Below are 13584 nucleotides of genomic sequence, written 5' to 3' on the forward strand. Positions count from 1 at the left end.
AGCCCCCAAAATCTCCTGAGTTGATGCCGCCGCGGCTTTGTTGAACGCTGCTATCCTTGTCGTCAACCGGGAAGATTGTCCCGAATGTTGAACTTTGATTCCGAATCAATGAACTTATCCGCGAGGTACGTGAATCCTCGTGCACCAAGTGCGCGGAAAACCTGATCAGAATGAGACGGCGCACTGCCACATGTACAAAGGCGGTTTGCACCATCATGGATGTCGCCATTGAATTGACGGCACGGAAAGGAGGCTACATGCGTGCGCCATCAGGTGCTGTTGCGGGACTTTGCTCTGCCTCCGCGACCATGTTCGCAGTGGGAATGGCGTTCCTTGGCTATTGGGGATTGTATGAGCCCGACGACTGGCGCAGCGCCGATCTTGTCATTGTGATTTTGGCGCTCGTCGGATTTGCAGCGCTTGGCTCGGTGCCCTGGATTGTGACTACCCCCGTTGCAAATGACGGCGAGGAGAAGGTCCTAGCCGCCAGGCGAGCGTTGGCGTTGGGAGTCATCTTGATCTGGCTGTCCGTTCTCGTCTCGGTATTCACCTAATCTCGCCCCATCGGCTGCCTCTGGCGTCCTCGTGCAAGGCTCCTCCCTCACACTTGCGACCCCAACGCACGGATCAGTTGACGCTGGATGTCGTGATGTTTCTCCCATTCGCAATGTGCTCCAGGCTCTCCCATATGGGCCCCGCGACGCTTCAAGACAGGACTCCCTTAAGGTTGTTCATTCAAGAAACGCGGTTGCAGGCGCGGGCAGCAGCGAATAAGGTTCGCCGGCGGCGCCGACGCCGCTCAGCTCACGAGGATGTTCATGGCGACCGGTACCGTAAAATTTTTCAACCAGGACAAGGGCTTTGGCTTCATTACACCCGACAATGGCGGAGCGGACGTGTTCGTCCATGTTTCGGCTGTGCAGGGTGGGGATCCGCTTCGCGACGGTCAGAAGGTCAGCTATGACCTTGGGCAGGACCGCAAGACGGGGAAGTCGAAAGCGGAAAACGTCAGATCCGTCTGATCGGCTACCTCATAGAGTCACCGGTCCTCGCAGCTAAATCTCGAGACCGACGATGCGTATGTAAAGCGATCTTGATCTCGTCCTGATGCAGTAGAGAGTAGCGCCTCTTCTAGCCGCTGAATCTCGAGAGATCATTGAATTCGTTATCTTTGAGGACAGGTTTTTCCGATCGACCAACTGCGCAATGTAGCGAGCGCCTGATCCTCCGGCGCATGTGCCAATCGCAAGCAGGCTGCGAGGGGAACGGACAAGCGTACCGGCGGTATTGACGCGCTTCGCCAGCAAGGGGTGCCGTGCGACCCATTTTACAGTCCTGGCCCCGATGAAGTTTGTGGATCAGAGGTGAGCCGGACAATACTCGTGTTTGTCCGGGTTGATGAGGGGCTCGGCCGTGGCAAGCGGCGAACCCATACGGGACGCCTCCTGCACCAACATCTCGCGCATCCACAGGCTTGCCGGATCACTATCGTGAAGGGCAGGCCATTGGACAGCCTCGGTGAATGGGGGAAGTGGCAGCGGAAGTTCAACGATCTGCACGGGAATTGTCTTTGCGAAATGCTGCGCCAGCCGTAAGGGCATGGTTCCTATACGCTCGGTCCCCACCAGCATGGGCGGAATCATGCTGAAGCCCTGTAGGACGACGTCGGTACGTCTCTTGAGACCATGCTCGAGCAAATACCATTCCTCGATGCCTGGCCTCCGGCTATTCCCGAACTTGACCACAACGTGCCCCATCGACATGTATCTGTTGAATGTAAGTGGCTCTGACAGTTGCTCGTTCGTGCGACAACCTACACACACGTGTACATCTTCGAACAATTTCGCGCGAGGATGAGCGTTCGACATCAAGATTTCCGGGAGAATTACCAGATCGACATCGCCGCGCCGAAGAAGGTCCTCATTATCGTCGGTGGGAGGCCGAAATTCGAAGCTGACTCCGGGAGCTTCCCGCGCCGCACGCTCCACGATCTTTTCAAAAAACACGAGTGTGACGTAATCGGAAAGCACGATCTTGAAACGACGATCCGACTGGGCCGGGTTAAACGGCTCCCAGGAAATAATCGAGAGCTGAACGTGCAGCAGAGCCTCGCGCACCGCGGAGGCGAGCCCTTCCGCACGCGGTGTGGGGATAAATTCGCGACCAGCCATCGTAAATAGCTCATCACGGAAATAGGTGCGTAACCGGGCGACGGCGGCGCTCATCGCCGGCTGGCTCAGGTTGATGCTGCGTGCCGCCGCCGTGAGGTTCCGCTCGGCCATCAGAGCGTCGAGCGCAACCAGGAGATTTAGATCAAGACCCTTGAACCGCATGTTTCTTTATCCATACCGTGGATGTATGCCATCCGACCTATCAGCACCGTTTATTAGTAATACAAATTGACATTTTCACAGTGCAGAGACGGGGTATGGAAACTTTCATTCGCGAATTGCATATTGAACGCGAATTTGAATACGGCGTGTCGGATTGCGGACGCGCCGTGCTCGGGCAATGCTAGCGATCTAGCCTCGCGTCGCGCCGGCTTTCAGCGAGTGAACGGTCGGACTTTCGTCATCGCGTGCCGATAGCTTGACCTGTTCGGTCAAGAGCTTCTGGCGGTCGACGACACTGATTAAGGGCGGTCAAACAACGAGGAGCGACTTCCTCTTGGCTCGCTTGCGAAGTTCATCCGTGAAGCGGACGACAAATTGGCCGCTCAGGAAGCGGCTGAGCGCGACGGATGCTGACGAGGAGAAGTCAGCGGCGCCAACGGCGATCATCCGCCGACGCAGAGGCATATCTACGGCATGGCTGTCTTCCGATTTACGCAAACCGGTCATCCTATTTGCCGCGTGAGGGCGTTCGTCATCCGCTTTGTCAGGAGGACCTGCGAGAATGTGATCCACAGACGCGTCTCCTTGTTTCGGACGGATTTTCTCCATAGTGCGCCCTATAAACTGCGGAGAACCTCCCGAACTGAAAGAATCCCCATTTCAGGCAGATTTCTTTCAAAAGCATACGGTTCTCTGGATCGAGCAGGTCCTCCCGTGCAGCGCGTAACCGAAGCATCTGTAGATAGGCAGCAGGCGTAGTATCCTTGAAAGCACGAAAACCCGCTTCGAGTGCTCTGGTGGAAACACCCACTGCATCTGCCACCATTGGCATTGTAATCGGACGGTTGATATTGGCACACATGAACTCGATCCCGCGGCGGACATGTCCGGGAGCAATCATGCAAGGCTTCTTATTCATTAGATGCGACAACCGATGAGGCACCATCCTTATTACCACGTCGGCTAGTGCCTGCGTAATATGTGCCATCGCTACGGGAGACTGAGTGAGGGGGCCATTATCGCGTATTCCGTCGATGACCGCTTCCGTAATATTGCCGATTGTCCTACCAACTGGCGTTGACAGATCCAATTCGGGCAACAGGTCGAGCGAGCCATTAAACGGCACATCGAAAGTTTCGCCAATTGTCCGTTGGATCAAGGACCAATCAAGCACCAACTCGTCTATGAGATTGGATTGCCCGTGCATTGAGATGCCGCCAGGCTCGAAATTCCTGTAAAGAAGCAATTTCCCTTGTCCGGCCTCGGCGATGCGCGAACCGTACGTGACCCCCATGCCACCTCTGCGCGGCACTACGATCGATAGGTGCTCTGTTGCATCGGAAGCCCCCTGAGCGCGGAACTGAAACCCTGTCTGATGATACCCAGTAATCAATACTGCGCTTTCACAGGCCGAAAGATCGATCGCCCAATGGAAGTCTTGAGCACGGCCGACGAGCTCGGCGTCGAATGTGCCGAAAACCCCTCCGAGGGTTTCGATCATGCTATCGAACGTTGAGCCGCGATATCGAAAAACGGCGTCACCGGCGCTATTTTCCATCATGTATTCTCCAGGTTCAGTATTGCTGCTTTTATCGTTCCTGCTGGTTCAATGGCCGAGGACCTGACCGAGAGATGTGCGCGTGCAGTCCGATTGCGGCGCGCTGTCTGCATCTCGCCCGTTCTGTTCCCAATAGCAAGCTGAGCAGGTAAATTTATACGACAGCGCTAATATAGAAAAGAAGAAGGTGCCATGCCGAGCTAGCCGGGTTGCTACGAAATTTCGCAACGTAGAGCGGGACCAAGAACCGATCGAAACTCCATCAGGAGTCGTACACCACACGGACGCCCCTTCCGCCGGCGATTTCAGCCACCCGCTTCGATGATCTAATTGCCTATCCGGTAAACAAGACCGTGTCCCATTCGACCTCAAGCTTGCCTGTGTCTCCTCTCATCGATGACGGAAATTCCCACGGTGCCCCCACACGGCCTCCCCCTAACAGCACGGCAAAGCCGGAAATGAGGGGGCCGATATACCACAGCCAGACTGTCTTCAGCGCGTCGCGCTGCCGCTAGCCCTGCAGAACCAGGATGGAAACACAGAATTCAACTCGCAACAACAGAGTTGGTTGATGCACTTACCAAGCGGTCGCGTCTGAGCACGACAGTTATACTAGATTTTTGATTATGATATAATAGCGTTGATACGGACCCCCACTTTACTATACTAAATCTGGAAATCCAGTATAACGCCGAGATCCATGCTGAAAACCGTCGACATGATGTACCAGACGATGCTCGCCGAGGTCGGTCAGCGTGCGATGGATGACGCCTGGACGCTGGGCTTCCTGCCGACTGGTCGCTTTGTGAAGGTCAGGGTCAAGGATCGCGATTACTGGTATTTCGATCAGCCAGACGCGAAGGCGGTCAAAAGCGGAAATATGTCGGCCCCGTCGAAGATCCTGAGATCACGAAACGCGTCGAGGACTTCTCCACCATCAAAACCGACTACAGGACACGCCGACGTCTGGTCTCCAGCCTCACGACGGACGGCGGCCTGCTGGCGGCCGACCGAAGCTCAGGCGTGATCGTCGAAGCTCTGGCGGCTGCAGGCCTCTTCCGGCTTCGCGCTGTGCTTGTAGGCACGCTCGCCTTCGGAGCCTATTCCGGCCTTCTGGGTGTCCGCCTTCCCTCCACTGCCATCGTGACCGCAGATGCCGATTTCGCAAAGGGCTATGCGTTTTCGGCCAGCGTCATGGATAGCCTGCCACCGATCCTCAATCTGCTGCAATCCATTGACCCGACTTTCCGTGCCGTGCCGACCCTGACCGGGGCGGAGACAACCGCGTTCACCAACGGCGAAGGCTATCGCGTCGAGTTTTTGACTACGAATCGAGGCAAGCGCGAGTACCTGGACAAGCCTGCCGAAATGCCTGCCCTTGGTGGAGCGGGTGCACAGCCGCTTAGGTTTATGGATTTCCTGATCCGCGAACCCGTCAGAACGGTGCTCCTGTACGGAGCCGGTGTCTCGGTATTGGTGCCCGACCCGGCGCGTTATGCCGTTCACAAGCTCATCGTCGCGTCCCGGCGTCATGCCGACAGTGCACTCAAGCGCGACAAGGACGTGATGCAGGCCGGGATCCTTGTCCCTGCTGCAGACCAGACGATCTCCCGACCTCGCAATGGTCTATATAGAAGCATGGGAACGTAGGCCCCAATGGCAGGAAGGCATCAAGACCGGAGCGGCGATGTTATCCAATGAGCGCAAAGACCTTCTCAGGGAATGTCTCGAGGCCGGAAGCAAGGAAATAGGGGAGAAAGCAGCCTTGCCGTTCTGAGGGCGCTTCAGCCCCGTAAGCAGGGTTGCAAGGTTGGTCCACGCGGACCCATCGTCGCCGAAGCGATTAAGCGCATCTACAATATTCTCGTTGGCGCTCTGCACGTCGTATTTCCTGGCATCAGTAGTCCTGTACGCCACCGACTGTTCTAAGATCAGCTTCAGTGGAGTTTGGACTTTCGCGAAGACGATTATGACGGTGCTCGCACTGATCATCGCCACAGGCGCGGTGCAGATTGTGGAAGGTCTCGCGGATACGATTGGTAAGTAAAACCACATCAGCCGCTATCTGCGGCAACTATTTAGTTTATTGGGTAGGCGGATCATCCCAATTGAAAGCGGAGAAGCATGGAAAAGCGGCCGAGGATGAAGACTGATCCCGAGGCTGTTGCTGCAAGCCCAGCCAAGGCGTCGCCTACCACAAGAAAATTCCTCCGTTGTTCACGGCCGACTGATAAGGCGCGCGGCGCCACGACAATCAAGCCGACTTCGGTCAGTTCCGTCAGCGTGATGGTGCGCGGAGTGAGGCCAGATCAGCGTCGCTCCGGAAGTAGCGCGACGCCGCCTCCGTCCGGTTGCGCACGTCCATCTTCTTGCAGATGTTGCGGACATGGACTTTGACGGTGTTTTCGGAAAGCCCGAGACGATCGGCGATGATCTTGTTCTGCGTGCCCATGCAGATGAGCTCGAGAACCTGGATCTCGCGCGTCGTCAGGAGGCCTTGGCCAAAGTCGGTCCTGCGTTCCAGATCGACGGCTTCCGAAGACGCCTGTTTTTGCTCGACAAGGCCACCGCCTGAGAGCGCTCTCGGCGCCAGGCGGCGAAGCAACGCGGCGGGAAAATGCTCGCCGCCCTTCATCAAGAGATCGATGGCGGTAAGGCATACGTCGAGATTGAGATTCAGGGGCAGTACGCCGTGAACCAACCCTTCGTCGACAAATCCCGCGATCGACGAGTCGAGCTCGTCCGCATCCTGCACCATCAGGGCGACACCGGCCTTCGGATGGAACTCGTGGACCATCCTCATGATCGATGGAAATGCTGCCACCGGCAGACCGTAGAGCATGATCAGGCTTACGTTGATAAGTTTGCCATCCAGGAGACGCTCGGCGCTGGAAAGGCTTACGACGTCCCGATCTTGAAAACGCGCGCTGATCGCCTGCGTCAGACATTCGGCGAACAGGTCGGTCTTAGCGAGCACTACAATCTTGCTTTTCTTCGGCAATACCTTGTCGTTATCTGCAAAATTGCTCAGGGGCGCACTCGTGCGATACATTTATGCCTCCTTCGTATTCGCTATATCTTTCGGATTCTGAGTTTCTACCTGAGTGCGTTAAACTTCGCCTGAGACCATTGCAAAATATTGCGATAGTATTCTAGTAAGCGTTCAAAAATTGATGGATATTAAATTAAGTACATTCAGATAACGCCGTCGCTAAATACTTGGCTCTAATTATGTTTACCGATACAACCATCAAGCGCCAATGTCATTATCGCTTAGTCCCGATAGTTATCTCGCCGTTCATTTCTACTCAAAATGGACTAGCTCAGATCGCCGCCGCCCGGGGGTAAAGTGCCTGAGGAGCGATGCTTCTTTGGTAGGCAAGTCAAACAGGTCCGAGCGCTGGGCTGAGACCTGCGGCAACGGGTAAATTCGACCCTATTTTAGGCGATCGGTAGACCGGCCGATGATTGCCGCTTTTCGGGAAGTCGACTGTTTATCTCTGGCCTTGAAAGGAGACAGACGGCATCCGCGCCAAACTACAGGGTCGTGAGTCAGGATCGCGCGCAACTGACCATGCCCTGGTCCAGCGACCCCGAAGATCTCGCCACCGCCGGCATCGATTATCGAATTTCGGTGATTGCCGGCGAAGACATGCTCGCGGAGCGGATCGCGCTCCACCGCGATCACAAGACGCAGCAGGTGGCGATCACGTGGACGGCTTTGAGGATTCGCGAGGGAAATGAGAAGTTCGATGCGGTCGTAGAAGTTGCGGCGGTCGGCCTGGAGCACGCAGCGCCCGTCATGGCGAGCCGTTCACCCTCAAGTTTGGCGAGACGATCAAGCAACTAACCAGCGCGTCTGGCCAGGAGGTCCGAACGCTCGTCGAAGGCGCGATCAGCTCAGGGCACGCCCGTTCGCTACACTGGTGGCTATTACAAGGCTCTGCTGCCATTGGAGGTCGCCGCCTCAACACACTGAGGCATAGTCGGTCGCCTCGCGCAAGCCACCTCGTCTACCGGACTCCTCCACCCATTTGTGGCATGGATTGGTCTTATCCAAACAATCAATTTTACCAATTTGCGAGAATGCCGCATAGCACGTCCACGCGGTGCTGGCGGAAGGATCACCGTTTGGATGCGCAGTGAAAAGGAAATTTGCAAGACGTGGCTATATGCAATTCGCGCTTTCTGCGTGGATATCGATCCGGATGCCGACCCGAATTTGTCGGGCGCGCTGCAGATTCATAACTACTGGACCCGCCCCCGTGACGAAGACGACCGCGGTAATGAGAGTCACTCCGACCTGAGGTTGGCGCATTTTAACGATTCGCCGGAGCAACCAAATGCACGTTCTCGATGTTAATCAGATGATCCAGTCCTTCGTGAAAGCGCTTGAGCTGGTTGTGATCTTCGCCACCTTTTGCGCCGCGCTGGAGCTAACCTTTCCGGCTTATCGATACAGTTTTGCCTCATACGTGCGCGGCGTCCGGAATTGGATTATTCGCCTCGGATGGGGTGCGTTGATCTGGCACCTCTTCGCTGTGGGTTTGGGCTGGTTAGGGATAAAGCCGCTCGTAACGATCAATTTCGGTATGTTGCTTCACTCTGACAACGCAATCATTAATAATGGATTGGCCGTCCTTTCAGGGGTTTTAGTGGCGATTGCCGGCGACTTCTTTTACTACTGGATGCACCGCGCTCAGCATGCTGTTCCATTCCTCTGGCGCCTGCACGCTACTCACCACTCGATCCGCGAATTGACGGCATGGAATTGCAATCATCACGTTTCCGAGCCCCTCATTTACGCAGCGTTGGTAGCACTGCCACTCGCGCTGATCCACTTCGAATCTGGCGTAGTGCCCGTTGTTGCCATGACACTGATTACCTTTCAGGGCCATCTTTCACACTCTAGCACCCGCATCAATCTTGGGCCGCTTCGATATATCATTGGCGACAATAAGTTCCACCGCATTCACCACTCGATGGAACCGCATCACCGGCACCGAAACTATGGGTTCTTTACAACCATCTGGGACACGGTTTTTCTAACGGCATATTGGCCAAAAAAGAATGAGTGGCCGGACGTCGGCCTCCGAAACCAGCCCGAGCCGCTTACCGTGCGCGATTACATTATGTTCCCATTCGATCGACGTCGTTGGCATAGTAAAGTCGGAACTGGTGTAGAGGCTGGGGATTGAACGAGCGGAGATTTACACTTCGAATCTGATTGGGTCGCAAAACCATCAAAACAAGCACTCCATAAGGAGCAGTTTCCACAAACGCCGGACAAGCCTGCGCGTTGGAATAGCATCAGGTCGTGCCAGTTGCCCGCCCATAGCGCGGAAAAGGTCAGGGCCGCCCTTGTCGACGCGGCCGACGTTATCAGGACCTTAAAGATCCTGTTGGGCGTGCCACATTTCGCGCGGCTGGTCGCCGCAGTTTCAGAGACCATAGGACTGACACAGCCATATAGGCCGTTCTCCTGACCGAACGCAGCCCCGTGGTGGAGCTGAAACAAATTGGCGCCGAGAAAACCAGTTCGAGCAAGAACAGAGGAAGCAGGAATGCAATTGCCGCGAAGACGGGCCAGTTCGACAGATCTCGGAGGAATGCGAAAGCGAGAACTGTATCGATCACCATGCCGCCGATGATCGATACACCATAAGCCGGGGCAAGAGATTCGGAGCTGCTGAACGCAAACATTGAGCACAAGGACGCCGGTGAGGAGTGCAACGGCAGATAGCTCTGTCCCGTTTGTGTTTCCGAGGTGTAACAGATCTCGAATTTTGGCACGAATCCAAGGTGGATCGCTTGCCGGACGAGTGAAAACGCTCCGGCGATGACTGACTGACTGGCGATGATTGTTGCGGCAGTAGCAAGCATCACCATCGGCAACAGGGCCCATTTCGGGAACGTCAAGAAAAACGGATCCGAAATGGCACCGGGATGCGACAGCAGCATCGCTTTCAGCCGTCCATGCGAATGACCACGGAGATTGATCGATTTTTTTTCCCTATCTGGTTCCAGGTGCGGAATGGATAGTGGCGGAGGATGAGATGTTTGCTGCCGTTCAGCTGCGAGAGCAGATGCTCGCCGAGCCGGCACGCCGAGCCGCAAAATCACCGAGGTGCAGATCTCGTCCTCAGGCGAAACGACGCGGGTCCGATACGCCATCAGTGCGGCATCAATATCATCGGAGTCATTGATGAAATCGCCTTTCAAACCACCCTTCTCGCGCTCAATGCAGGCGTAGAGGCACCACGTGCCGGCGAGACGGGAAGCGCTTTGCGGTTGTCGCTCAGGAGGTTCGTGAATTGGCCCAACGCTCGGCCGGTGCTGCAAAAGAGATCAAGGGCATGATCTTGCAATTATCTGCGGAAGAACAGAATGGTGTGAAGCTGGTCCTCAACGGTCGAAAAACAGTAGTTTAATCTGGTCGCGCGACGATTGCAGAGGGCAAAGACCGCCAAGCTGCCGGTTCTAAAGGTTCTAAGGTGACAACATTCATGAATGATGCTGTCGTTATTCGTTCTGGTATTGCACGGGCAGTTGTCAACCGAAAAGGAGCGGAGCTAATTGGGTGGCAGGTCGGTGCAAACGACCTCCTTTGGCCGCGAGACTCCCTAGGTTGGAACCAAACCTGTCCCCTGATGTTCCCATCATGCGGATGGAGTGAGTCTTCACGTGTCGAAATAAAAGGGCAATATTATCCGATGCCTGTTCACGGCTTCATCAGCATGCAGGAATTTGCCTTGGTTTCCAACTCAGAATCTGAGGTGACATTAGAAGCATCTGACGATGAATTCACAAAAACAATGTTTCCATTTTATTTCCGTTTGAGAATTAAGTATACAATTGTAGATATGCAATTGCACATTGGGATTTCCGTAAAAAACACGTCCGATCGCGCATTCTTGCCTTATTCCATCGGAATACATCCCGGATTTAGATGGCCGTTACTGTCTCCGCACAAAGATACCTGGCGGCTGCAATTCGAGAAATCGGAATCCCCTCTCGTCCCGTGCATATCTTCCCAAGGGCTAATTCAAGGCAATCAACGGAAAATCTCATTCCACGGACGTTGCCTTCATCTAAATGAAAGCCTTTTCCAAAATGAAGCGCTTTGTTTTTTGAATGCGAATAGTAAAAGGCTGTCGCTTGTTGGAGAGAAGGTCACAATTGGAATTGATGCGCCAGATGCACGTCACTGGGTTGTGTGGTCTCTTCCACAGCAGGACTTTCTGGCGTTAGAACCATGTACGGGCCACGGCGATATAGAGGGCACGCGCATTCCATTTGACGAACGGGAATACAATGTCAATCTCGCCCCAGGAGAAGAGCAACATTTCCAAGTACGATTTGAATTTTCACGGCATGAAGACTAGTCCTCAAAAGACTTGGACGGCCTCCGCTCCCGGCATTTCATGCGTCCGTCCTTTAATAAGGCCGGACTCTAATCCAATCTGGAGGAAATTACCCGTGGCAGGTCAGTCCAGACCGAGCCTCTTGCGCAGTTCGGCATTTTCCGCTCGCAACTTTTCCGCCAGGAGTTTGCGGAGCCTCTGGTTTTCCTCTTCGAGCTGGCCAAGATCTGCCAACTCATCGCCGGCCGGTCGGGGCTTGGTGCTCTTAGTGTCCTTTCGCTCTACAGGTTTCGCGGCACCTTTCCAATGGTAGTAGGTTTGCTCCGATATGCCGGCGCTCTTGATAGCGTCCTTGAGGGTGCTGCCTTCGGTGACTTGCGTCTCGATCAGCTTGAGCTTCTCGCTCTTCTCTTGTTCGCTATACCTCCTAGGCTCAGCGGCGGACGCCTTTGATGAAGCTTGCACCGGTTCGGCAGCAGCCTTCGGACGCCGTGGCGACCTCTGCTTTTTAGCCGTTGGTGCTTTCACTTCTGCGTCCGTCGCTACAGTCGCAGCAACTGGTCCTGCATTACTTTCATCAGCCATCAGCAATTCCCTCCTTTAGTCATCGCCTGTTTTCCGCTGAGTGCACCACAGAGTCAACACAACCATCAGAGTCCTGCTTTACGGAAGTTGATGTTGGCCTTGTGCCTGGAGTCTGACGATCGACGATGCGTGAAGGCTACGAGGTCTCACCTGAAATAAACGGCGCCCTGCTTATCACTGTTCCCCAATTGACGATGTGCGACCCCTACACGTTGGAGCAGGTTCGACGCGAGCGCCAACGGCATCGCAGTATGTTACCGCAGGACACCGCCTTCTGGCGATCACGCCCGCCCGTCACAGCCAAGGCGATCGTCATGCTTCAATTGCTTGAGCAACTCTACTTCTAGTTTTCTCGCCTCGCCGTTGGACGCGCAATATAAAACCCGCCAATCAAATTCCTTGAAAAGTCATACTTGAAAATAGACTCGACCGGAAAGTTGTTCTCTGGTTCTATCCTGACGTACTGTTTCCGAGTAGCTTTTGAGGGCGTAGCAAATGGCTTACGATTGGGATGGAAAGCGCACACGTCGGCTCCAAATGCTCAGGTTCATGGGAGCTCTGGCCATACCTGCTCTCCTGTTCGGCTCCGCCATTGCGGCACTGCAGTGGACCGACACGGATGGTCCGGGCTTAAAGACGGCTCACTTTCGATAGATCTCCAGCCAAGCTGCACCCTTTCAAATCAGACTGAAACGCAGGACACAAAGGGTCTTCCGTCGCATCGGGTAGCGGAAGGGGAAAAGATGAATTCAGGTCAAACCTTGAGTTTCGATCCGATTGGACCTGACGAGCTGGATTTGATCGGAAGGGCCTTCCAAGACGAGCTGCAAAGGCGAGCCTTGTCGCGCAAGTCTGAAGAAGCTGAAGCGCTCGCCGCAAAGCTGATCAACGCTTATCAAGCAGGGATTCGCGACGACCTAGGCTTGAGTATTGTCGCTGGGCTGTCCTGAGGCGCAGCGCGCGCAGTGGCGAATAGACGCTGAGCGTGTGCGATTGATGGCTGCCTGCTCAGCAGGCTCCCCAACTCATTCAATTGAGTGGCGGCGAGAGCTTTGCCGGGCAAAGATGACGCAGGTGCGCGCTTATGGGGAGCGCCGCCAGGCTCACGACACGTCGAATCGCTCAAGCATCTTCTTTAGCTGAACGTTCTGCAGATGAAGCTTTTGAGCGAGTTGGGTCCGCAGCATTTTGACTTCTTCGTCGAGCATTGCCACTTCATGGAAGAACAAATCCCGTGAAGACGAGGGTCGCACGCTTTGATGATCCATTGAGGTGACCGCGCTCTGCGCAGCTACGTGGGCGTTGGCTCTCTTCCCATGTTCTCGACGCTTGATCCGCGGCTTGCGTTGCGACTTTGTGCTTGCCGTGCTTTTCGGTGCCAACGAATTCGCTTCGGCACCTGAGTGGTCAACTTTATTCGGCGCCGGTGTTTGAGCCTCGTCAGCATCGATCGGCGGTCCTAATGCCTGCGCGACATCGTCATCGTCTTTCGCCCTGTCCGATGCGACCGACCCTCGATCAACCGAGATGTCCTCATCGTGAGCAGGTGGGCTGGCAGCTACCCTCGAATTGGGTGGAAGTGCGGACGTGTGCTCCACTTCGCTCTCGAGAGCCTTGGGATCGGTGTCATTCCCGATCGAACTCTCTTGCGCCTTCACCGATGGTCGCCGCGACGTCAATTGAACAAGGAATTTCCACGGTGATTTCATAGCGTTCCAACCTTGAGCAAGCCGCACTGTGATCC

General features: G+C 55.1%; 13 protein-coding genes and 4 pseudogenes. 9 read left to right on the forward strand and 8 right to left on the reverse strand.

Annotated elements, in window-relative coordinates:
• Window positions 1-257 precede the first annotated feature (257 nt).
• Together ACFHWW_RS03675 and ACFHWW_RS03680 are read left to right on the forward strand one after the other, a co-directional pair.
• The gene (locus ACFHWW_RS03675; protein ID WP_283068027.1) at window positions 258-554 is read left to right on the forward strand and encodes a hypothetical protein; all 297 of its coding nucleotides are present in this window, start codon (window positions 258-260) and stop codon (window positions 552-554) included.
• A 264-nt stretch (window positions 555-818) separates the two neighbouring features.
• Window positions 819-1022, forward strand: a complete 204-nt coding sequence (locus tag ACFHWW_RS03680) for a cold-shock protein (RefSeq protein ID WP_283067840.1) — start codon at window positions 819-821, stop codon at window positions 1020-1022.
• A 336-nt stretch (window positions 1023-1358) separates the two neighbouring features.
• Here ACFHWW_RS03680 and nodD2 read toward each other — a convergent pair whose 3' ends face one another.
• The 3 genes from nodD2 to ACFHWW_RS03695 form a co-directional block, all read right to left on the reverse strand.
• Complete coding sequence (gene nodD2, locus ACFHWW_RS03685; RefSeq protein ID WP_283067838.1) at window positions 1359-2333, reverse strand: transcriptional regulator NodD2; 975 nt, start codon at window positions 2331-2333, stop codon at window positions 1359-1361.
• A 309-nt stretch (window positions 2334-2642) separates the two neighbouring features.
• Window positions 2643-2906, reverse strand: a complete 264-nt coding sequence (locus ACFHWW_RS03690; protein ID WP_283067836.1) for a hypothetical protein — start codon at window positions 2904-2906, stop codon at window positions 2643-2645.
• Complete coding sequence (locus tag ACFHWW_RS03695; RefSeq protein ID WP_283067834.1) at window positions 2878-3894, reverse strand: AraC family transcriptional regulator; 1017 nt, start codon at window positions 3892-3894, stop codon at window positions 2878-2880. Before ACFHWW_RS03695 ends, ACFHWW_RS03690 begins: the two co-directional genes overlap by 29 nt.
• A 700-nt stretch (window positions 3895-4594) precedes the next feature.
• Between ACFHWW_RS03695 and ACFHWW_RS03700 the strand changes: the two are divergent.
• Window positions 4595-5668, forward strand: a pseudogene (locus tag ACFHWW_RS03700) (GSU2403 family nucleotidyltransferase fold protein).
• 501 nt (window positions 5669-6169) lie between these two features.
• Here ACFHWW_RS03700 and ACFHWW_RS03705 read toward each other — a convergent pair.
• On the reverse strand, window positions 6170-6943 hold the full coding sequence (locus ACFHWW_RS03705; RefSeq protein ID WP_283067832.1) for a response regulator transcription factor: 774 nt from the start codon (window positions 6941-6943) through the stop codon (window positions 6170-6172).
• A gap of 522 nt (window positions 6944-7465) precedes the next feature.
• Here ACFHWW_RS03705 and ACFHWW_RS03710 point away from each other — a divergent pair.
• Window positions 7466-7741: a hypothetical protein gene (locus ACFHWW_RS03710; protein WP_283067830.1), complete on the forward strand. Its 276-nt coding sequence runs from the start codon at window positions 7466-7468 to the stop codon at window positions 7739-7741.
• Window positions 7742-8234: 493 nt separating this feature from the next.
• Entirely contained in the window at window positions 8235-9089 is an 855-nt protein-coding gene (locus ACFHWW_RS03715; RefSeq protein WP_283067828.1) for a sterol desaturase family protein, read from the forward strand.
• A 299-nt stretch (window positions 9090-9388) separates the two neighbouring features.
• On the opposite strand, the pseudogene ACFHWW_RS03720 reads toward ACFHWW_RS03715, so the two are convergent.
• Window positions 9389-9855: pseudogene (locus tag ACFHWW_RS03720) on the reverse strand (KUP/HAK/KT family potassium transporter); the annotation flags it as partial.
• Window positions 9850-10077, reverse strand: a pseudogene (locus tag ACFHWW_RS03725) (hypothetical protein); the annotation flags it as partial. The pseudogenes ACFHWW_RS03725 and ACFHWW_RS03720, both read right to left, overlap by 6 nt.
• Between ACFHWW_RS03725 and ACFHWW_RS03730 the strand changes: the two are divergent.
• Window positions 10078-10295 (forward strand): annotated as a pseudogene (locus ACFHWW_RS03730) (methyl-accepting chemotaxis protein); the annotation flags it as partial.
• 102 nt (window positions 10296-10397) lie between these two features.
• The gene (locus ACFHWW_RS03735) at window positions 10398-11276 is read left to right on the forward strand and encodes a hypothetical protein (RefSeq protein WP_379937344.1); all 879 of its coding nucleotides are present in this window, start codon (window positions 10398-10400) and stop codon (window positions 11274-11276) included.
• A gap of 102 nt (window positions 11277-11378) precedes the next feature.
• Here ACFHWW_RS03735 and ACFHWW_RS03740 read toward each other — a convergent pair whose 3' ends face one another.
• Complete coding sequence (locus tag ACFHWW_RS03740; RefSeq protein ID WP_283067826.1) at window positions 11379-11840, reverse strand: transposase; 462 nt, start codon at window positions 11838-11840, stop codon at window positions 11379-11381.
• A gap of 125 nt (window positions 11841-11965) precedes the next feature.
• Between ACFHWW_RS03740 and ACFHWW_RS03745 the strand changes: the two genes are divergently transcribed.
• On the forward strand, window positions 11966-12187 hold the full coding sequence (locus ACFHWW_RS03745; protein WP_283067825.1) for a hypothetical protein: 222 nt from the start codon (window positions 11966-11968) through the stop codon (window positions 12185-12187).
• 396 nt (window positions 12188-12583) lie between these two features.
• A complete protein-coding gene (locus ACFHWW_RS03750; protein WP_283067823.1) occupies window positions 12584-12790 on the forward strand; it encodes a hypothetical protein in 207 nt (68 codons plus the stop codon).
• A gap of 153 nt (window positions 12791-12943) precedes the next feature.
• On the opposite strand, the gene ACFHWW_RS03755 is transcribed toward ACFHWW_RS03750, so the two are convergent.
• The gene (locus ACFHWW_RS03755; protein ID WP_283067822.1) at window positions 12944-13549 is read right to left on the reverse strand and encodes a hypothetical protein; all 606 of its coding nucleotides are present in this window, start codon (window positions 13547-13549) and stop codon (window positions 12944-12946) included.
• Window positions 13550-13584: the final 35 nt, after the last annotated feature.

Origin of the sequence: Sinorhizobium sp. P24N7 (assembly GCF_042436655.1) — a bacterium.
GTDB classification, from domain to species: Bacteria; Pseudomonadota; Alphaproteobacteria; order Rhizobiales; family Rhizobiaceae; genus Sinorhizobium; species Sinorhizobium meliloti_A.